The following is a 20,109-nucleotide window of genomic DNA, read 5'->3' on the forward strand; positions in this document are numbered from 1 at the left end:
TTATAACATTTAATTTGATTGGTTATAAATTATAAACTTGCAAACCCTATCTGTTTAAATAATGAGGAAAATTAGCCTAATTCTTTTTATAGCTTTAATATCATATATTACTGTCCGTGGACAGCGACTTATTAATTCTGCGGATTATCCAATACAAAAGATTCGCGTAGTTATTGAACAAGCTCAAGGAGGAACAGTTTCTGAAAATATAAGGGGCTTAAAGTATATATTATTAAAGGGAAACAAGAACAATCTAGTCGATTTCATTTCTGATTTTAAGGTATCCAATGATAGGATCGGTGTGATTGGTTCTATCTCGAGTGGCGGTTCGTTCTACGTATACGATAAAGAAGGCGAGTTACTGAAGAAAGTAAACAAGAATGATACTGGTATACATAAAGACAACAGCGGAGTATTCTACAAAATTGATAAAGAAGGAGAAGATTTTAAACTGACCTCTGGAAATCTAGTTTCTCAATATCTCTTCAGCAAGAATGGAGATTTTTTAGATACTGTTAAGACTAATTACCTTGCAGGACTGCCTCCGAAATATCTCAGGTTAAATGATAAAAGCCATTTTGAATATAAAGGACCTTTTTATTGGAATGGACGTAAGGACAATAATGTTCTTTTGCTAAATGATTCAGCCCTAATTAAATTTAATTCTCAGGATACAAACACGACATATTATAGTATGTCGGAAGGGTTTTTTAAGTTAAATGAGGAAATAGCGTATTTGAGTATTGCACAAAAAAATCAAATTTATGAATTGGATAACACTGGTGTAAAACAAATTTATGATTTTTCGTTTCCAATGAATAATACTCTTCGTGAGGAAGATAAATTGAAATTTAAGAATATGAATGATTTGATAAATTACTTGTCAGACCACTCCTCTAAAATAATAGAAATTGGACGGGTAGTTCGATTTAAAAATTATTTAATCTTCAGTGTAATACTCGGTTCAGGACCTAATTGGTTGGCCTACGATGTCGCCAGTAAAAATATTTACAATTTAAGTAATATTGTGCCAGATAAGTCAAATGATTATTTGAGCTTCCTAAGTAATAATTATTTGGCAACGGATGGTGAATTCCTATATTCAATTATATATCCACAAGATATACGTTCTGCTATAAACAAATCTGAATCTGAAAAGCATACTATGCACAAAAGCTATTTGGACTTACAAAAATCAAACAACCCACTACTTGTTAAATTTCAGTTGAATTTATGATTTTTAGAAGTATACTATGCTTTGCTTTGCTATGTTTTTGTATGAACAATTGTTTTTCGCAAACAAAAGTACAGGGCGTAATTATTGATTCGGCCAATAATAATATCCTACGTGCGGTTTCTGTCGCGCTCTTTGAAGAAGGAAAGAGCACGGTGGAAAAAGTAGCAATTACAGATAAATATGGGAAATTTGTTATAGAAGCTACTCCCGTAGATAAACCGCTTATCTTGGAGTTTTCATTTGTTGGTTATGGGTTAACACGAAAAGCCTTAAAGTTAAAAAAAGATGAATTCCGTGATCTCGGTCAAATCAATATGCCTTTTTTGGAAAATAAGTTGGAGGAAGTTGAGATTATAGCACCAGTTCGGATGAAAGGAGACACGCTAGAGTTTAATGCAGATGCTTTCAAACTGGATTCTAACGCTGTCGTGCAAGACCTTTTACGGAAACTTCCGGGTTTGGTGGTATGGGGAGATGGGGCAGTGACTTACAATGGAAAAGAAATTCCTCAAGTCTTAGTAAATGGAAAGCCTTTTTTTGGCGCAGATATGGGAATCGCATTGCAGAATATTTCCAAAAATGCTGTTCAAAAAGTCCAAGTGTACGACAGTCGTACAAAAGAGATAAAAGATCAGGATCCTGAGAATCATAAATATGAAATGAATCTTGTTCTTAAAGATGGTCAAGATCATCTTTATTTTGGGAATTTAAGTATTGGTTCTGGTACAAAGAGCAGGTATCAAGGACAATTGAATTTCAATAAGATGACGCCTAAGTCGCAAGCGACAATTGCTTTTTCTAGCAATAATGTCAATAAAGATTTACAAAATATTGATCAATTACTTAAAAACTCAACATTCAAAGGTGTTGGGATTAATTCAGATTTTAATTCAGATTTTTTACGGGAGGGTACACTTAAACAAAGTGTACTGGGGGGACGGTTTCAATATGATTTCGCAGGGAAGAATAATATCAATTTAAAAAACTTGATTGTTTCGGACGTCCTGGCAAAGAATAATATAACTCTAATAAAAAATGAGTCGAATACGACATTGTTGAACAGTGACAATATGGATAATAGTAGGATGACTAATTCTGAGAATAAAAATGAGTTAAAAGATTATCAGGCCAATGTGAGTTACAATAATATGGTGGGAAATCTAATGAAAAGACCAATTAACTTGCAAACCAGTCTAAATCTTCGTAAATCTAAGGAAGATAATGAGCAAAATTCTCTTTCTAAATATAATTATTCAACTAATCAACTTGAAAATAATATAAAAAATCATAGTCTGTTTGATTCGGACGATTTGGGCATTAGTGCATCCATGATACTCTTAAATAAGAGTAATCGAAATGCTCTGGGGGATTTAATGAAAAAAGAAGATTTTTGGGACCGTATTTTCTATCAACTGGATTTTAAAGGTAATGTAGGGGAGAATAGATTGGATGCTCGAAAAGAGAATAACCATATTAATCATTTAGATACTGCACAGAATAAGATAGTTGATAGAATATATACAGAAAAGGGTAAAAGAAAGAATGCATTTATTGATTTATCTGCGAAAGAAAACCTTATTGGAGTCGAATTTGGCGTGAATTTGTATGTATCAGATCAAAATAATAGAAATACTATTTATGATCAATCTAAAGGCACTACTGTTTTAAATGAGGATCTGTCACATTTGTCTGATAATAAATTAATTAAATTAGAGCCTCGTATTGGCTTTCAAAAATACCTTTGGAATAAAAGACTTTATGGTCGAAACAGCTCTTCTTTTTTACTTAAGTCAAAAATGGGTTTTCGTAATTATCAGGAGAAGAATACTTCGACTTTAGATTATCGCAATTTGACCCTAAAATATTCTTCTTTTTTACCAGATTTACAATTGAATTACCGCTATACCAAAACTAGCTTTTATACAAAGACTTTAAATTTCCAATACAATTATAATGAGGAATATCCTTTAGTAAATACCCTTCGCCCTATTTACGATAATATTAACCCCGCCTATCGGTATTTCGGAGCTGACAGGCTGTTGAAAAAGACAGGTATTCACCTTTTCAACATTAATGGAACTTATGAAGAACAAAAACAGTACGGTTACAATGCTTCTTTTGGAATTACCTATCGTAGCTATGAAAATTCACAGATTGATAGTTTAGTTTATGCCAAAGATCAATTGCAAGCCTATATTGGTCAACTTGATAATAAAGTAGGTGCTATTTCAGGGGATTTGAATATTAATAAACCTTTTTTGATAAATAAAAATCAGACTATTAATGTTAAATTGGATGGAAATCTGACTTGGGCGGACCGTTATCAATATATAGATCAGGAGCTCCAATATATGAAAGTTAACAGTCAGTCTGTCAACCTGAATCTGTATTATACTGCTAACAGTGTATTTCAGATTGGCTGGACCAATGGTGCATATCGGTATGAAAGAGTAGATAAATTAAATAAAAACTCTAGCAATAACTATAATTCACTTACATGGAGGTCCACCTATAGTATGGCTTATATCCTAGCTACTCGTTGGGCCTTTAATAGTAGTCTAACAGATCTTTTCAACAAATCAAAAGATTTTAAAAATAATGCACTAATCTGGAATTTTGACGTTTCGTACCGTACGTTAAAAGGTAATAATCTGGAAATTAAATTATCAGCAAATGACCTGCTGAAACAAAATAAAGGAATTTATTTTCTCAATGGATTGACAGAGTTCACTAACGGTTCACGTAATATTTTGACAAGCTATTATATGCTGACCTTATCCTACTTTCCAAGAAAATTCGGAAAAAAAGATTGAGAATTGTATTTACTACAGTTTTTTAGTTAGTAAAAGCTTTGTTGAAAAAAACGTCTTAACTCCTTGTGATTTGTTTATGTAAATAAAAAAAATATTTTTTTTATTTTAAATATGTCACCGATTTTCCTGAAAATATATTGTTATTTAACGTATTGATTAACCATATGCTTTTTTAGGTTTAATTATGTGCGTAATTTTATGAAATGTATTGTATTCTTTTGTTTTGTCCATTTGATGAAGGTGTTCTTTCTTATTTGGAAAGTAGTAAGAGGTATATATTGAATATTATGTTATCGCGAATATTTTGTGAAAGAAAAAGCCAACACTATTATAAATTTTTAAAATATGAAAAAGAAAATCAAATTAGACGAATTAAAAATTCAAAGTTTCTTGACGGAACTGACACCGGAGCTTGCTAATACTGCAAAAGGTGGTGATGGAGATGATACAATTAGTAAAATAACTACAATAATTGTTACCTATTTGGCGGAATCAGCGACTAAATCTTTGTTTCCTTTCAAGTGCGATACAACAACCACAACAACCACGACAACCACAACAACCACAAAAGCGCCGGCGGTAATTTTGTAAAATAGGAGTATTAAAAACATTATATAACAATATATAGTGTTGGCTTTAAAAAAATAAAATGGTATGAAAGGTGTAGCCTTATTGAGCTTGAGAGCATTTGAAAAACTTCCTGATGCAATGAAGGACCTTTGTGTTTTCAATACTAAGGGTGAATTTTATGCAATGTACAGTGAACATTTTGACAATGAAGTTTTTAATTGTGACGTAGATAAGGATTTTGTTTTGGTGAAAAGACTATCTTTTTCAGTTAATTATAGAGATAAAACACTGGTGTTTAATAGACTGAGTTTTTCAGATGATTGCTTCTTTTTTTTCGGATCTGATTTTTGTGGACAGGTATTGGAAGTTGGTGATTCGGTCGTGGATTTTAAGATTGGCGATTTAGTCATTGGAGATAATTCTTACAATCCTAATGAAGCATTTATTCAAGGTATTCCAAGTTCAAATTGTTCAAAAGAAATAGAGAAACTGCATAAGACTAAGCTATTCAAGATTTGTAAAGATCTTTCGCCTACAGATGCTGCTGTATTGTCAGTTAATGCTCAAACCGCTTTTAATATATATCGTAATCTAGGGTTCCCATCAGGGAAATTTATCTTGATTACCTCTGGACGTTCTCAGGTTTCCTTGTATTTATTGCAGCTGCTGAGTAGAGAGAATTCTGTAACTGTGGTATGCTCATGCGGAGATAATTGGAGTGAATTATTGCCCGGATTACAGTTTAAAATTGTTTTTAAAGACTCCGAAGAAAATAGTATCATACTGGAAAAACACGAATCTTTTGATATTATTTTCGATCCATTTATAAATCAAAATTTGCCGCAGCTCCTGTATTTGTTGAGATTTTCAGGTACTTATGTGTTTTGTGGACTGAATCCTTTTCTAGAAGAAGAATGTAAAATGTCTATTAATATGTTCTCACATATGATAAAGAATAAAATTAATTTACTTGGACAATGTTTAGGTGAGTCGATCGATTTAAGTTGTGCAATTGAAGAATATAAAAATAACAGAATCACTGCGTTTAGTTCTCAAGTTTACAAAGCGGATAATTTGGCTGAGTTTCTGGATGATAGTTGGAATCATAAATCTGGCATCGGTCGTCCTGTTTTTTTGTTTTAACCTATGGAAATTTTTGAATACCCTTTGCTTCGAATTTGCGGAAGTTCAATTAACAACTTAAATAAATTTGTTGCTGCTGAATGCTACAATAAAATACTAAATGTATTAACAAAAAGAAAAGAGCTGCAAGCATTGTCCAATAAAATTGGAGCAGAATTAGAATCCCTTTTTTCTAAAAATTTAAACAGCAATGAGAAAAATTCGCTCAGTAATATTAGGAAAAGAGTTGATAAAATGTTGGTAATTAAAAGAAAGGATGAACTGAATATTGGCCAATTTGAGGAACTGGTAAGAGATATTTCATTCTATAACAATGCTATTAACGAATATAAGTTATGTTCCGAATTGGTGGAAATTGAGCTAGATCAGAGCTTTAAAAAGTTTACTGAAACGTTTCAGGAAACCATTTTGGAGAGGAAAGAATTTAGTTCAGCAATTTTGCTCTCCAGTCTACCCTTATTTAATGATTTAAATAAATATGTTTTAAATGAAAAAGTTGAAAGAAAAACGGAAATATCTCTTTTCAAATATTTTTTAAGGTACGTCACAAAGACTTCTCCTTACAGTGAATTTACGCACACAAATTTTAATAGAATTTTATGTGATAAATTTTGTAAGATTTTGACGGCTGTTGGTGAAAAAAGAAATTTAATTACACTTAACTTATATCTCCGCACCGTATTATTTGAACTAATAAAGAGAAATGAACGTTTTTTTCCAAAACTTGATGTTAATCTTAACAAGACAATTACTGATTTTAATAAACATTCATCTATATATATCACTAACCTGAATAATGTTGAAGAGGCGCATATTTTTGATAACTCGCCAATAATATGTGAAATCTTTAATGTTTTTTCCGAAAAACCTTCAATGAGTATTGAGTTATTATCAGAAATCCTGATTGAAAACGTTGAAGTGGATTATTCTGATCTGTTAAAATATCTTTCGGATTTGGTGGATAAAGATATTTTAGTTGTCACAAATTTTCATTTTCAAGAAGAGGATAATTGGCTAGAATTGATAATTATAGAATTGAAACGCCTATTCCCTTTCGAAGAAAATATGAATATTGTTAGCAGGGAGCTTTCGGATATTCAAGGTTTTATCGGAGATTACGAAAAGATAATTGACCCTATTGAAAAGAGTAAATTGTTAGATCGAATTATTAATTCGTATTGTACAGGAATTGCGTGTTTAATTAGAGATGACGATGATGCAGTTAAGCAATTCTATAAATTGTTCAAGGATAGATTTCTGTACGACAAAACAATTGAAGTTACACTAAGCGATGATTTACCCACTTCTTTTAGGTATTTATTAAAAAATGTAAAGAAATCACAGTTCATTTATGAGGATGTTAAATCGCCATACACAGTCTCCATTAATAATCGACAAATTACTGCTATTGTAGATTCGCTTGACAAATTGAATAGGGTAAATTTAGCGTATGCGAATAATTTCATAGATGTGCCCACTGCTCTTTGGAAGGCCTTTATTAAGAATAATGCGGATTTGAATCAGAAGCCATTCGTACAAATGTACCATGATTATTGGCAATTGGACGAAAGGGATGAATCATTAAATGGAGGGATAGATTTATCCGGGAATAATTGCGAAATTTTAGACTTACTTGTAAATGAGAGTCTAGATGACGATGTTTTACATATTAAGTCTAAGGATTTTGAGATTAGAGATGATTTATTAGAGTCATCCTATACTGTTTTTACACAGCTTTTTTTGGAAGGTATTGAACTCAAAGCGGTATTGAATTCGGATATTTTCGAAGGATATGGAAGACTATTAGGCCGCTTCTTTAATAGAAGGACAGCGAAAGAGGAACTTGTATTGGAAGAAATGAGGAATTTTAATTTGTCGAAGAATAGCGCTGAGATGTTAGTTCAATTATCTCATCCTTCGGATTTTAATGCAAATATCCACCCAGCCTTATTAGAAAGTAAATTGACACATAAAGAAGAAAAAACGAGTATTACAAATGTGTATCTTAAGGATTTGGTTGTTAGATATGATCAAAAAACAAGGCGATTGGTGCTCTGTAACAAGGTTTTAAACAGAGAGGTGAAATTTATTGATGTAGATTTACAGGCACAAGAGGCCCGGCCAACGTACTTCAGATTTTTGATCCACTATTTCTCTGTACTAAAAACAGAAGGGGTTCAATTTGTTGTCCAACGGATATATAAACTTAGAGAGGAAGCGAACTCAGGGAAGAACGTAAGTGTATTGCCAAGGATAGTTTTGGACAATAATATAATATTAAGAAGAAAATCATGGAAGATTTCCCAAGATATTTTAGATCAAATAACCAATCAGAGTTTTACTCTATTTTTTATAAAACTTGTCGAAATTTCAATGGAATATGGGATTGATGATGTCGTATTTGCTCAAATTCGATATCATAGAAACCGAAAGCCGTTTTATGTTGACCTAAAAATACCCATTACAGTACGCATTCTATTTGATTTTTTAAAGAGCAATAAAGAGCATGACCTGTATTTAATGGAAATGCAACCGAGTTCTGACTCCTTGTTTTTCAATGAATCAGGAGATCCTTTTGTTACTGAACATATTTTAGACTGGAAAAATTAGGTTGAAAAATGGAAAACTTGACATATAGGGAGACTATTAAAATTTATGTGAACCAAGACGTAGAGAGTTATATCAAAACCTTAGTTTATGGTTTTCTAAACTCTCTTCAGAAAAATGCTACTATTTCCAATTATTTTTTCATTAGGTATAAGGATCAAGATGGATATCATTTGAGATTAAGACTGTTAAGTTCCGTGAAGACGAGTGAGTTGTTAAGATATTTAATAAAATATGATTCTTCCTATGATAATGAAATAAGATATAAAATTTCGGGTTATCGGGTGGAAGAATATTTGCCCGAAATTGAGCGCTATGGTGGTAAAGAAGGAATAAAAATCGCTGAGTCTTTTTTTTCTTACAATTCTAAATTCGTTGCAGGTTGTTTGAGAACTTCAAAGGATAATTCCTATAATGAGCGGTTGATACAGGCGATCATTGCAAATACTATAATAATCAATTCTTTTATACATAAGGATTATATAAATGATTTTCTTGAAATTTCTAAGCGACTGTGGATGGGGTTTATAGTAACGGATGAAGGAAGTGGTATTCCTGACATAGGCTTTGTATTTGATAAACGTTTTCAAGCGGCTAAAGATAATATGTTGACTGTTTATGATTACTGTATGTCAAATAAAAAGAGCGCATTGCACAAAAGATTAGAAAACCAATGTATTGCACACCGCAAGGAATTTGAAAGATGTCTGACCTTAGTAACTAGTTTCGATTTTTTTTCTAAGCCTCTGTACGGAATTGTAGATTCCTTGATTCATATGAATAATAACCGTTTTGGTATAAGTAATTTAGACGAATCTTATGTTTCAAGTTTGATTCTTAATATGTTTAAATGCAAATGGAATTGAATAATATTAAACATGAAAAAGCGAAAGAATTTTTAGAGCGTCCGCCAAGTTGGTTAACTAAATGGGGAATTTACATTTTTATCTTTGTTTTTGTCTCCTTTCTTTCTTTTGCATCCCTTTTTACAGTAGTCGAAAAGACCAGATTCGATGGACTTGTGAAATTTGGGCCTGCCGAGTTTTTAATTACCCTTCCTCGGGAAGGGTGGTACAAAATGGTTGTCAAGGAAAGGGATTCAGTTAAAGCCAAAGAAATAATTGCATATCCCAAAGTTGGTTTTTCCTATGTAGAATTTTTAGAATTAAAACAACTTATGAAAAAATTATCAGATAGGAAGATTATTAAATTACAGCAATTTACAGATCTTGGAGAGTTACAGCAGTCATACGACGACTTTCTGCTACTATCATATAATCTTTTTGACTCATCTGATTCATTAATAAAATGGAGTTTAGCAAAAAATAGGTTTTTATCCAAATTAGAAGAGTTTGAACACGATAATATCATATATGCTCCGTGTGATGGTCTGGTAACCCTGAATAATATTCATGAATCTTTTTATGGTAATAAATTTCAAAATGTTGGAGAGATAATTCCTTCGGATTTTAGGCCAATGATAAAATTGACAATTCCAATTGAGGATATTTCTAAAATAGCTCTTAATCAAAAAGTCATTATAAAATTAAAAGACAATACCGTATCGAAACATAATAATTTCACAGGGTTTGTTTCCTTTATTAGTTGGAAACCGAATGATGGAAAGTATGGAGTTGAAGTAAGTGTGGATAAAGGCATATCGAGCAATTCATTTAAAAAGATACAGTTTTATCCAAAGATGAATTGTAGTATTGAAATCATTAAAAATAACGAAACGCTTTTAACCAAATTAATTAATAAAACCAAAATGTTATGATTTATTTGTCTGCCCAACCTGACGAACAATATTTTATTTGGCAACTAAAGATTTTTTTACAAAGTCTGATCACTAATCAAAATGTTTCCCGTGATCAAATTCATATTTTATTGGGATATGATCCTATCGAGGGAGTATCTGAGGATACACTATATTTTATAGAAGAATATGGAGATATTGCGTCAATTTATGTTTACAAAGATGAAAGACCTAATAATATTTATTTATCTACATTAAGACCTCATATAATTAAGAAACATTTTCAACAATTTGATTATCTAAAAGATGAATCAATATTCTACCATGATTCGGATATTGCATTTACCCAAAAGATAGATTTTTCTCAATTCCTAAATGATGAAATCTGGTATATATCTGATGCAGGTAGTTATTTAAATGCAGATTATATTATAAGTAAAGGAGGTAATGACCTATTGAGTGAAATGGCAGAAATAATAGGCATTGATCCCCAAATTGTTTATGATAACAACGAAAATACTGGGGGAGCACAATATATTATCAAAAGGACTGATGCCGGCTTTTGGGATAAAGTTGAACGAGATAGTGAATCCTTATATGATTTTTTAAATAAATTTGCATCCAACTCCCAGTTAGAAAATCCAATACAGTCCTGGTGTGCAGATATGTGGGCAATTCTATGGAATGCATATTACTTTAATTTCCCAACGAAAATTTCCTCTCAATTAGATTTTTGTTGGCCTTTAGAAAAAGATGATACCTGGAACACAAAATCTATATATCACGATGCTGGAGCAACATTAGAAAAAGATTCTCAAGGTTTTAATGTATTTGTAAAACATTATTTTCACAACTCATCTCCTTTTTATATTGATTTTGATAAGGATATTCACCCAGAAACGAATAGTTACAAATACGTTCAATTTTTTAAAAAAATTAAGAATTCCCACGAATTAAAAGACTCCTGTTTCTGTATTGCAATTAATAGTGACAATGAGCTTGAACTAACCGATTTATTGGAACTAATTCGATTGATTAATAAGGTATTTAATACCTATATTTTTATTCTTTCCTATGGAAAAAAGAAACTTTTGCAATTCGATTGTGAAAATGTGGTGTTGAAGCGTATAGAAAGTGTTAATGAAAATATTAGCTATTTAAATAATCAACTTTTTATAGAGTTTCAGGATGAATTTAAAGCGTGTGGAATAAAATATTTGATATTTATTCGACCGCATCATCGTTTTCTGGCAGATCAAATATTATCAAGCATCCTTAGGCATCGCTCAAACAGGTATCAATTCACCATACCACATAATGGAGAACTTTTTATCGTTCCAGATGAAATAGTCCCGTATAAAATCTACAAGGAGAGGCATCCTTACTATACACTTAATACGAAGGCTGATTATGATTTTTTTATTGTTAACAAAGAAGTTTTCTCAAGTGAATTAGAATGTTTGTATATAATTGGAAAAAATACCAATTCTAAAGTTCGATTCGAATTGTACAAAAGATATAGTAGAAATATTATAAATGAGCCGCTCATTATTACTCAAAAGGTTGAATTTTCTAAAACGGAAGAACAGTCAAATATGAAATCTTATATCGCAAATCTATGAGAAATCAGATACTAACATGTTATAATAGTGTTGATAGTTTGTTAAAATTGAAACCCGCTGAATTAACAGCAATTTCCAGCTATTTTTATTATAAATGCGCAATCTTTCTGGAAGATGATGAAATTCTTGAAAAGAGCGAGGAAAAGGTTCATGAGATTTTCAATTTGATGTTAAATGAAAATCTTTTTAAGATCAATTTTTGGGAAGGGTCTTTTGGGGTTCCTCTTTTGTTGACCGAATTGGAATATATAGGTGGAATTGAAAATGCTGAAGCGTATATCCACATCGTAAGGAATGCGTTTAAAAATTCAATGCCCAAATCCTCGAACTTTTTTTTGGGCGGTGGGGGCTGTATCTATAGTCTTCTTGAATCAAATTCGGATATTGATGAGATTTTCGAACAAGTTATTTATGGGCTTGATCTAATAGAGGTTAGTAATCAGAAATTTTATGTTGATTATAAAATTAAAACTGGAGAGAAGTTTTTGAATAGATTCGGTAAAGAAAATATTAGTATTTATTTTCTTCATCTGATCGAGCTTTGTAAGTTGTTTAGTGTAGAAAAGAAGATCTGCTCACGGCTAAAGATAGACAAGGAACACAAGTTTCCATTTGATTTCTACGCTATATTTCAAATGATTACTGACAACAATTTTAGGGATATTATTACGGCTCATTTACTATTGGAAATGATGTTTATTCTTGCTCAAAATGTTAATCCCCATGATGATCCATCCATTGCTCAAATTTTCATGTATTTAGTCCGACATGCGGATAAGGTTATCTCTACGGTTAATAAAACAAATTTTTTTAATGCCCTTCAACTATATATACTGTTGGATCGATTATCAGAACATATAGATACCACTGATATTAAATGTAAAGTTATCGATGCCTTGCTAAAATATTTGGAAACAGGGAATGAAGACGTGAGTGTTAACGACTACTCGTTGGCGGGTTTACTATTTATTAGTATTTCTGAAAAGGAGACATTAAAGTCATGGTATAAATTGTGTGGGGGAGTTTAGAAAATGAGGACATATCCAGTTTATATCCAGATGGACCAGATGGACTGTGGGCCAACATGTCTAAAAATGATTTGTAAATCCTACAATCTGGAAATTAGTATTAATAAGTTAAGGAGAATATGTAATAGAAATATTGATGGTGTTTCACTCAATGATATAGCTGAAGGTGCCGAAAAGTTAAATTTTCGAACTATGTTGGCTTATTTTGACCGAGATGTTATCCACAAGTTACCACTCCCTGCAATAGTTCATTGGAATCAAGATCACTTTGTCGTCGTTTACAAAGTTGGTAAAAAATCGGTGGTTATAGGCGACCCATCATTTGGGATTGTAACCTTATCGCTAGAACAGTTCTTTGAAAAAACAATGAGTACTAGATTGTCCAATAAGGATCAAGGGCTTATTCTGCTATTGGAACCTTTAGCCGAGCTTTATGAAGAAGATCATGATGATGGGGCAAATAAGATAGATATCTTATATTTTACTCGATTTTTCACTCCCTTTAAAAAGTACCTCCCGCAGATCATCTTGACAATTATTTTCAATATGGGGATTACTTTTTGCCTTCCCTTTATATCTCAATCTGTAATGGACTATGGGATTCTCGATTCAAATTTCAATTTCATCATATTGATGTTAATTTTCCAGCTGATATTAGGATTTAGCCAAATGTTCGTTGGTTTTATTAAAGGTAGGCTCTTTATGCATATTGGTAATAGGATTAGTATGAATTTGTTGTCTAACTTTTTGATTGTATTATTTAGAAAACCTTTCACCTATTTTGAAACAAAATCTATAGGCGATTTAACAAACAGAATGGGGGATCAAAGTAGTATTCAGGATTTTTTAACATCTTCCTCCTTGATTATAATATTCTCTTCAATCGAATTTATCGTTTACTCTATACTGCTATCAAGATATAACACCTCCGTATTATTAATTTTTATGCTTGGGAACTTTATTCTTATTGGATGGAATTTCCTCTTTTTAAAGAAGCGTAGAAAATTTAATTACATAGGATTTCAACAAAGTGCAAATGGTCAGAATATAACATATGATCTTTTGAACGGTGTTTATGAAATAAAACTGCAAAACTGTGAAATGCGGCAACGTTGGAAGTGGGAAGAACAACAGGTTAAGCAATTTAAATTGGCAATCAGGTCTATGGACTTGGCACAAATTCAAGAGTTTGGTTCATTTTTTATTGACAAGGCTAAAGCGGTATCCATTAGTTTGATCACTGCTGCTTTAGTTATTAACGGCAATATTACATTGGGGGTAATGATGTCGATTTCATATATTATGGGACAATTGCAGGGTCCTATCAATTCATTAGCCTCATTAACAAGTTCATATCAAAATGCAAAGATTAGTCTAGAAAGAATTCAAGAAGTTCATAATTCTGAACCTGATGATGTAAATAAAATGGGTGAAAATCACATTTTATCAAATGAAGTCCAGGATATAGAAATAAAAAACCTGAGCTTTAGGTATGACAAAAGCACCTTAGGTAAGGATATTTTAAAAAATATTTCTTGTACCATTCCGGCTGGCAAAGTTACTGCGATAGTGGGTGAGAGCGGGTCTGGGAAATCTACTTTAATTAAAGTATTACTTAAAATTTATCCGTCAGAAAATGAATCGATTAAAATAAATGATATAAATCTCAACGACCTTAATGATCAAGATTGGCGGGGTCTATGTGGTGTTGTGTCCCAAGAAGGTTATATTTTTAGTGATACCATTGCCAATAATATTGCTATTAGCTCAGCCGAAGTCAACGAGGAGTTACTTATAAATGCTAGTAAAGCTGCTAATATTCATTCGCATGTTGAAACACTTCCGTTAAAGTATAATACTAAAGTTGGAAAGGAAGGCAGAAAATTTAGTCAGGGGCAAACACAACGGTTACTAATTGCACGTCTACTTTATAAAAACCCAAAATATATATTTCTAGATGAGGCTACAAATTCGTTAGATGCAGAAAACGAAAGGTTGATTTTAGATAATATAAATACGCTATTTGAAGGTCGAACTAAAGTAATAATTGCGCACAGACTTAGTACGATTAAAAATGCGGACCAAATATTAGTGATGAAATATGGCGAGATAGTCGAAAGAGGAACGCATGCCGAATTAATATCTATGAAAGGATATTATTATCAATTAGTAAAAACACAACTTACTTAAAATATGAAAAAAATAGTAGCTTTAATGTGTACCTATGGACGATTTTCCTACGTACGCAGATCGATTGGATTATTTTTAAATCAAGATTATGAAAATAAACATTTACTAATTTACAACAATGCTCCCGCTCCATTGGTGCTAGATGTTTATAACGAAAATGTAACTATAATTAATAATCATATAGATTTGATTTCAAAGAGTGAATATACAGATGTTGGTACTGTTTTTAGGGATGCGTTGACTTATGTGCCTTCAGATGCTGATTATGTAAGTATTTGGGACGATGACGATATCTTTTTGGAGAACCACCTCAGTTCTGGAGTAAATTATCTCGAAATAAATAAAGAATATGAGGCTTGGCGTAAGCGATATTATTTTTATAAATCGGGCAATGATTATATCGAGCTGTTAGATGCCAATTCATACACCGAAGGTGCTTGTATAATAAGGAAAGATTTTTTAAATGAAATTGGCTTTTTTCTAAATACTTCTCTTGTCTATCATCATAAATGGTATTTTGAAGCTGAAGGTAGAGGACAATTTGCTGTTGCGGAGGATTTATTTCCAACATTTTGTATAGAAGCTGGGCAAGCGAATGTTGCTCATATCAGTGGTTTGTCTTCAAATGATGACCTGAATACTAGAAATGAAGTTAAACAGCGTTCTATTGATTTTGGTGATGGCAAAAAGTTAATTCCTTGGGGTGAAGAGATGGTTAAGGAATATTTAGACATATGTTTTTCAGATTTCAGGGACTAGAGATACATGAAATGCATTAGAAATCGGTATTTGCTCACTGCTAATTGATATAACAAATATGTATAAGCGCTATATTGGGCAAATAATAAATTATTCACTAGAAAAGGAAATTTCATCTTTGGATGATATCAATATTACAAATGGATTAAGTGGAATAACACTATTATTGATAAAATATTATCAAGTTTATAAATGTGATTCTGTACTCAATAGTTTAGTAATTCTTTCTGAGAGAATCGATAGCACGTATGCAAAATTTGATATTTCTGTTGATTTTTATACTGGTCATTTGGGTATTGCATATATGTTTGCTTTACTATCAACAATAACAGATGATGCTTGTAATGAAAAAAGGGTTGAAACGATATTAAGCAAGTTAGATTTTGATCAACCATTAAGCAGTAGCGATGTATTAGGTGGACATTCTGGGGTTCTTTTGGGCCTGATAAAACTTAATGAAATATATAGCCATGGGATTGAATTGAATGAAATATTAGTAAAGATCTTCAGGAGCGCTAAGTTTGATAACGTTTCGAATGGTATTATTTTTGACAAGCGGCCCAATCAGCTGAAGGAATATTGTGGCTTCGCGCATGGAGTTAGTGGAGTAGCATATGTTTTGGCTGTTTATAGTAAAAACTCATGTAATGTAGATCTTTATAAGTTTATTCACAGATGCTTAAAATATGAAAATCATTATCTAAAAACCTACGAGCTATGGCCTGATTTTAGAGCATTTCCGATTGCAGATTTAGAAGGAGCTATTTCTAGATATTTCGATACGGGGAAAGATGGAATTTCCAGTCATGTCAGTTGGTGCAACGGTTTTTCAGGGATAGGGATCAACAGAATTTTCCTATACAAACTTTTTGGGGATAAGGAGCTATTTGAAGATATTGAATTAGTTCGCAAGAATATCTCTAAATATATATACAAACAAACGGATTTATCCGTTTGTTGCGGCTTAGGCTCTATGATGCTTTTTTTGTTGGTTGATTTTTTAATCCTAGATAACTCCCGGTCAAAAATAATTCTTGAAGAAATATTTTTTTCAAAGTTTTTGCAAAAAAAGGTCGATAGTTGTACTGATTATTCCATGTTTTATGGACTTTCTGGTATCCTTTATATTTATTTGTATTTTTTGGAGGGGGGGGCTGACAATAATTTTTTATTTTATGATCATCATAACCACCGGTATGAAAATAAGACAATTTTGTATGAAGATTTAATGATCAAATTGAAATATCCTGACCTTTATGCACAAATGGTATCCCAACAAATGATAGACTCAAAAATTTCATTTCGGGAATTCTTTCATACAATTCAACATAATGAATCTTTTAATTCTGGTTTGTATTTAGGAAAAAAGAAGGATTTTCATTTGAGAAAAAGTGTTTATTATAACAGTGAGATTTATGCTGAAGAAATTCTATGTAAACATTTAGCTGAATGCATTGAAAAAGGAGGTTTGAGTAAAATAATAGTAAAAATTGAATTGAAAATCAATGAAAGAATGTTTATTGATAAGGGCGTTCAATCAACTTATTTAGAGGTCGTCAATATCTACTCTTCTAATAAGTTTGCTATTTCAAATCAATTATTCTCAATAATAAAATTGTTCAATTCTGATCTCACGATAACCGATTTTATAAAGAAAACAGAACTTAATGATAAGCTCTTGATTGCATCGTTTATAAAAAATCAAATATTAATTCCTGTAAAGAGTGAGGCTAATCGTCTGACTATAAATAAAGTATTTGGTGGTATGGATGATTTGCTGAATGTAATTGAATCCCATTAAAACTCATTAGCAGAAAAGATTTTTTGATTTGTACAACCATAAGTAAGTATATTATATATTAATAGTGAATACATGAAAGTAACGGCAATAATGGCAACATGTGGGCGGCATTCTTTATGTGAAAGAAGTCTCTCGTTATTCTTAAATCAAACCTATAGCGATTGTGAATTAATCATTTTTCAAAATTCCGCAATTAAGCAGGATCTTTCTCCAGATGTGGATAGGAATGCAGTTAAATTGATCAATCAATCCATTGATAGTCTAACAAATTCGCCTTATAAAACACTCGGTGCTATCTATAGAGATGCATTTAGATATATAAGTGACGATACAGACATCGTAATTTTTTGGGATGACGATGATCTCTTTTCAAAAGATCATATAGAGAAAGGAGTAGATGGTTTCATCAGAGGCGGTAAAAAGGCGTATAAACCTGAATATTCATACTTTAGATATGATAATAATATTTCTTTGGAAGCGAATAATATGGAGCCTTCTATTTTTGTTGATCGGAAGCATGTTTCTAATTTTGGTTTTTCGGAAACAACTACGGACCAGCACTTGAATTGGCTAAATCCGTTGCTTAGGGACGATGATATTTTTATTGACTCCAACGGTAAGCCCACCCTCATATATAATTGGGGAGACGATATATTTAGCTTTAAAACCAGCGCTGATTGTGAAAATCCAGAGAATTTTGACAATTATAGGAAGTACTCATTCGATCATGGTGATAGAATTATTTCGCCAATTGAAATCGAAGCAGTTTATACGATGTTATCGAGCTATAAAATCGGTATATTATAGTAACATTTAAAACTACAAATTGTGATGGAGTTTTTTTAAAAACTAAAAATCTGCTTGTAGAAACTCTTTGAATAGCTGCTTTTATATTCTTTTACGTTTTCTATTTTAAAGCATGAAAATTGCGCAATCGATTGATTGATTTTATTGTTTTTAAATTTAAATAATTCTTTTCATTTTTATAAAAAAGAACTCTATGTGTTTTTATTTGTGATTTTTTGTTTATAGACGATTAAATCATAATGAAAATTTAAAATATTTTTCATAGATAAATTTTTGAAGTATTAACCAATAACTTAAGAAGCTGTTGTGCATTATAAAGAGATGCCAGATCCGAGATATAGGATCTTTGCTGTTGAAAAATGCATTTTCTGTTTTACATAGCACGATAAGACCTAAATTTATTATGAGAAAAATAGTTGATGGAGATATTCGGAACAAAGAAAAGACGAAGAATAAACTAATTGAAGCTGTCGGAAAAATCATTGCTACCGAAGGATATTCAAAACTTGGAGTAAATAAAATATCGAAAATAGCAGAAGTTGATAAAAAGCTTATCTATAGATATTTTGGGAATTTTGATGAATTGATTAATGGTTATCTGAGAAAAAAGGATTTTTGGACAAATCAAAGTTCTATTGCATTGCAAAATTTGGAGTCAAATTTCGATGACTTTGGAAAATCAGTGATTAATGACCTTTTAATTGATCTATTTGATCATCTTGATCATATTGATGAATCAAAAAAAATTACGCTCTTGGAAGTTACTGAAAAATCTTCGCCAATAGAGCAGTTATCAGTCGAAAGGGAAATGCTTAGGAGTAATTTATTTAAAGTTACTGATCCTTGGTTTATTGATAAATCGGTAGATTTAAGAGCATGTTTAGCTCTTATCTTGGGAGGAATTTATTATTTGACACTCCATGCAGATGCGACGGGAGTTACATTTTGTGAAATAAACGTAAAGGATGAATTAGGAAGAGAAAGGTTAACAAATGCTATCACGACTTTGATTAATTCACTTTATAGTATAAAATAGAAAAGCCTGAAGATTATGCCGTATATAAATAAGATTTTGTAGAAAGTTGAGAATTACAAAATAAAATATAATTATATCCAAGAATGTTCCCAAAAGTGCGTAAGGATTCCATGCTTTGTGAACGATGTTGCCTGTTTTATCTCACTATAATTATATTCAAAAACTTCTTTGACTTCAATTAAGCTAAAATCAATTTCTTGAAATTTCGACAAGGTTTTTCTCATTTGAAATGGTCCGGAGTATTGAGGAGTAAAAAAGCTATCTCTATTACCTTCTAAATATATATTGTTTATTTCTTGCACGATCTCCAAAAAATAACGTTCATTGGGTGGACTTGCAAAAAATTCTGACGCAATGGTGTAGTTAACCGGATCTATCAATACAAAACCATTTACTTCCTCATTGTATAGTGAAATAAAATGATCTACATTATTCAAATGTATATCCCAGTCAACGTAACAGCCTCCAAAGTGGTAGACAATTAAATAGCGCCCTATATCAGCAGCTTCCGCATAATTTCTTGCCGTGACAAAAGAGTTGTATGCCCAAGGATATTCATTTTGTATTAGATCAACTAACTTATCGAAATTCCAATATATAATATCAAAATTTTCTTTTTCTTTTAAACAAACCCAAGAATTTATGCATCGCTTTGCTAATTCAGAAGGTGTATTGAAACATATTTGGTGGATAATTTTTGGTATCATTGTAATTATAGCTCGAAAATTAATTCTTGTGTT

15 protein-coding genes are annotated in these 20,109 nt (G+C 31.5%); 14 read left to right on the top strand and 1 reads right to left on the bottom strand.

Features of this window, described 5'->3' with window-relative positions; genetic code table 11:
- The first annotated feature begins 61 nt into the window (after positions 1-61).
- The 14 genes from DFQ12_RS14370 to DFQ12_RS14435 all read left to right on the top strand — a co-directional run bounded on the left by DFQ12_RS14370 (position 62) and on the right by DFQ12_RS14435 (position 19,369).
- Positions 62-1,237, top strand: coding sequence for a 6-bladed beta-propeller (locus tag DFQ12_RS14370; RefSeq protein ID WP_120259743.1), 1,176 nt, complete (start codon positions 62-64; stop codon positions 1,235-1,237).
- A 41-nt stretch (positions 1,238-1,278) separates the two neighbouring features.
- Positions 1,279-4,050, top strand: coding sequence for a peptidase associated/transthyretin-like domain-containing protein (locus DFQ12_RS14375; RefSeq protein ID WP_120259744.1), 2,772 nt, complete (start codon positions 1,279-1,281; stop codon positions 4,048-4,050).
- A gap of 345 nt (positions 4,051-4,395) precedes the next feature.
- On the top strand, positions 4,396-4,641 hold the full coding sequence (locus DFQ12_RS14380; protein WP_120259745.1) for a pinensin family lanthipeptide: 246 nt from the start codon (positions 4,396-4,398) through the stop codon (positions 4,639-4,641).
- A 63-nt stretch (positions 4,642-4,704) separates the two neighbouring features.
- On the top strand, positions 4,705-5,763 hold the full coding sequence (locus tag DFQ12_RS14385) for an alcohol dehydrogenase catalytic domain-containing protein (RefSeq protein ID WP_120259746.1): 1,059 nt from the start codon (positions 4,705-4,707) through the stop codon (positions 5,761-5,763).
- Positions 5,764-5,766: 3 nt separating this feature from the next.
- The gene (locus DFQ12_RS14390; RefSeq protein WP_120259747.1) at positions 5,767-8,373 is read left to right on the top strand and encodes a lantibiotic dehydratase; all 2,607 of its coding nucleotides are present in this window, start codon (positions 5,767-5,769) and stop codon (positions 8,371-8,373) included.
- 8 nt (positions 8,374-8,381) lie between these two features.
- The gene (locus tag DFQ12_RS14395) at positions 8,382-9,236 is read left to right on the top strand and encodes a thiopeptide-type bacteriocin biosynthesis protein (protein WP_120259748.1); all 855 of its coding nucleotides are present in this window, start codon (positions 8,382-8,384) and stop codon (positions 9,234-9,236) included.
- Positions 9,227-10,147, top strand: a complete 921-nt coding sequence (locus tag DFQ12_RS14400; protein WP_167457281.1) for an HlyD family secretion protein — start codon at positions 9,227-9,229, stop codon at positions 10,145-10,147. The genes DFQ12_RS14395 and DFQ12_RS14400 overlap by 10 nt, the downstream gene beginning before the upstream one ends.
- Positions 10,144-11,748 (top strand): hypothetical protein, encoded by a 1,605-nt coding sequence (locus DFQ12_RS14405; RefSeq protein ID WP_120259750.1) that lies wholly within the window; start codon positions 10,144-10,146, stop codon positions 11,746-11,748. Before DFQ12_RS14400 ends, DFQ12_RS14405 begins: the two co-directional genes overlap by 4 nt.
- A complete protein-coding gene (locus tag DFQ12_RS14410; protein ID WP_120259751.1) occupies positions 11,745-12,776 on the top strand; it encodes a hypothetical protein in 1,032 nt (343 codons plus the stop codon). The genes DFQ12_RS14405 and DFQ12_RS14410 overlap by 4 nt, the downstream gene beginning before the upstream one ends.
- Before the next feature lie 3 nt (positions 12,777-12,779).
- Positions 12,780-14,966: a peptidase domain-containing ABC transporter gene (locus tag DFQ12_RS14415; RefSeq protein ID WP_120259752.1), complete on the top strand. Its 2,187-nt coding sequence runs from the start codon at positions 12,780-12,782 to the stop codon at positions 14,964-14,966.
- Positions 14,967-14,969: 3 nt separating this feature from the next.
- Positions 14,970-15,725, top strand: coding sequence for a glycosyltransferase family A protein (locus tag DFQ12_RS14420; RefSeq protein ID WP_120259753.1), 756 nt, complete (start codon positions 14,970-14,972; stop codon positions 15,723-15,725).
- Positions 15,726-15,783: 58 nt separating this feature from the next.
- On the top strand, positions 15,784-17,526 hold the full coding sequence (locus DFQ12_RS14425; RefSeq protein ID WP_120259754.1) for a lanthionine synthetase LanC family protein: 1,743 nt from the start codon (positions 15,784-15,786) through the stop codon (positions 17,524-17,526).
- A 72-nt stretch (positions 17,527-17,598) separates the two neighbouring features.
- A complete protein-coding gene (locus DFQ12_RS14430) occupies positions 17,599-18,333 on the top strand; it encodes a glycosyltransferase family 2 protein (RefSeq protein ID WP_120259755.1) in 735 nt (244 codons plus the stop codon).
- Between the two features lie 403 nt (positions 18,334-18,736).
- Positions 18,737-19,369, top strand: a complete 633-nt coding sequence (locus DFQ12_RS14435) for a TetR/AcrR family transcriptional regulator (protein ID WP_120259756.1) — start codon at positions 18,737-18,739, stop codon at positions 19,367-19,369.
- Between the two features lie 71 nt (positions 19,370-19,440).
- Here the strand turns inward: DFQ12_RS14435 and DFQ12_RS14440 are convergent, their stop codons facing one another.
- Positions 19,441-20,076 carry a glycosyltransferase family 32 protein gene (locus tag DFQ12_RS14440; protein ID WP_120259757.1) on the bottom strand — a complete coding sequence of 212 codons (636 nt, stop codon included), beginning with the start codon at positions 20,074-20,076 and terminating at the stop codon, positions 19,441-19,443.
- Positions 20,077-20,109: the final 33 nt, after the last annotated feature.

This window comes from Sphingobacterium detergens (genome assembly GCF_003610355.1).
GTDB classification, from domain to species: domain Bacteria; phylum Bacteroidota; class Bacteroidia; order Sphingobacteriales; family Sphingobacteriaceae; genus Sphingobacterium; species Sphingobacterium detergens.

Excerpts from the sequence above, each read along its gene's own strand:
- DFQ12_RS14440 (WP_120259757.1), bottom strand. The coding sequence starts at position 20,076 with ATGATACCAAAAATTATCCACCAAATATGTTTCAATACACCTTCTGAA.
- DFQ12_RS14415 (WP_120259752.1), top strand. The coding sequence starts at position 12,780 with ATGAGGACATATCCAGTTTATATCCAGATGGACCAGATGGACTGTGGG.
- DFQ12_RS14405 (WP_120259750.1), top strand. The coding sequence starts at position 10,144 with ATGATTTATTTGTCTGCCCAACCTGACGAACAATATTTTATTTGGCAA.
- DFQ12_RS14370 (WP_120259743.1), top strand. The coding sequence starts at position 62 with ATGAGGAAAATTAGCCTAATTCTTTTTATAGCTTTAATATCATATATT.
- DFQ12_RS14410 (WP_120259751.1), top strand. The coding sequence starts at position 11,745 with ATGAGAAATCAGATACTAACATGTTATAATAGTGTTGATAGTTTGTTA.
- DFQ12_RS14430 (WP_120259755.1), top strand. The coding sequence starts at position 17,599 with ATGAAAGTAACGGCAATAATGGCAACATGTGGGCGGCATTCTTTATGT.
- DFQ12_RS14425 (WP_120259754.1), top strand. The coding sequence starts at position 15,784 with ATGTATAAGCGCTATATTGGGCAAATAATAAATTATTCACTAGAAAAG.
- DFQ12_RS14400 (WP_167457281.1), top strand. The coding sequence starts at position 9,227 with ATGGAATTGAATAATATTAAACATGAAAAAGCGAAAGAATTTTTAGAG.
- DFQ12_RS14375 (WP_120259744.1), top strand. The coding sequence starts at position 1,279 with ATGAACAATTGTTTTTCGCAAACAAAAGTACAGGGCGTAATTATTGAT.
- DFQ12_RS14380 (WP_120259745.1), top strand. The coding sequence starts at position 4,396 with ATGAAAAAGAAAATCAAATTAGACGAATTAAAAATTCAAAGTTTCTTG.
- DFQ12_RS14420 (WP_120259753.1), top strand. The coding sequence starts at position 14,970 with ATGAAAAAAATAGTAGCTTTAATGTGTACCTATGGACGATTTTCCTAC.
- DFQ12_RS14385 (WP_120259746.1), top strand. The coding sequence starts at position 4,705 with ATGAAAGGTGTAGCCTTATTGAGCTTGAGAGCATTTGAAAAACTTCCT.
- DFQ12_RS14395 (WP_120259748.1), top strand. The coding sequence starts at position 8,382 with ATGGAAAACTTGACATATAGGGAGACTATTAAAATTTATGTGAACCAA.
- DFQ12_RS14435 (WP_120259756.1), top strand. The coding sequence starts at position 18,737 with ATGAGAAAAATAGTTGATGGAGATATTCGGAACAAAGAAAAGACGAAG.
- DFQ12_RS14390 (WP_120259747.1), top strand. The coding sequence starts at position 5,767 with ATGGAAATTTTTGAATACCCTTTGCTTCGAATTTGCGGAAGTTCAATT.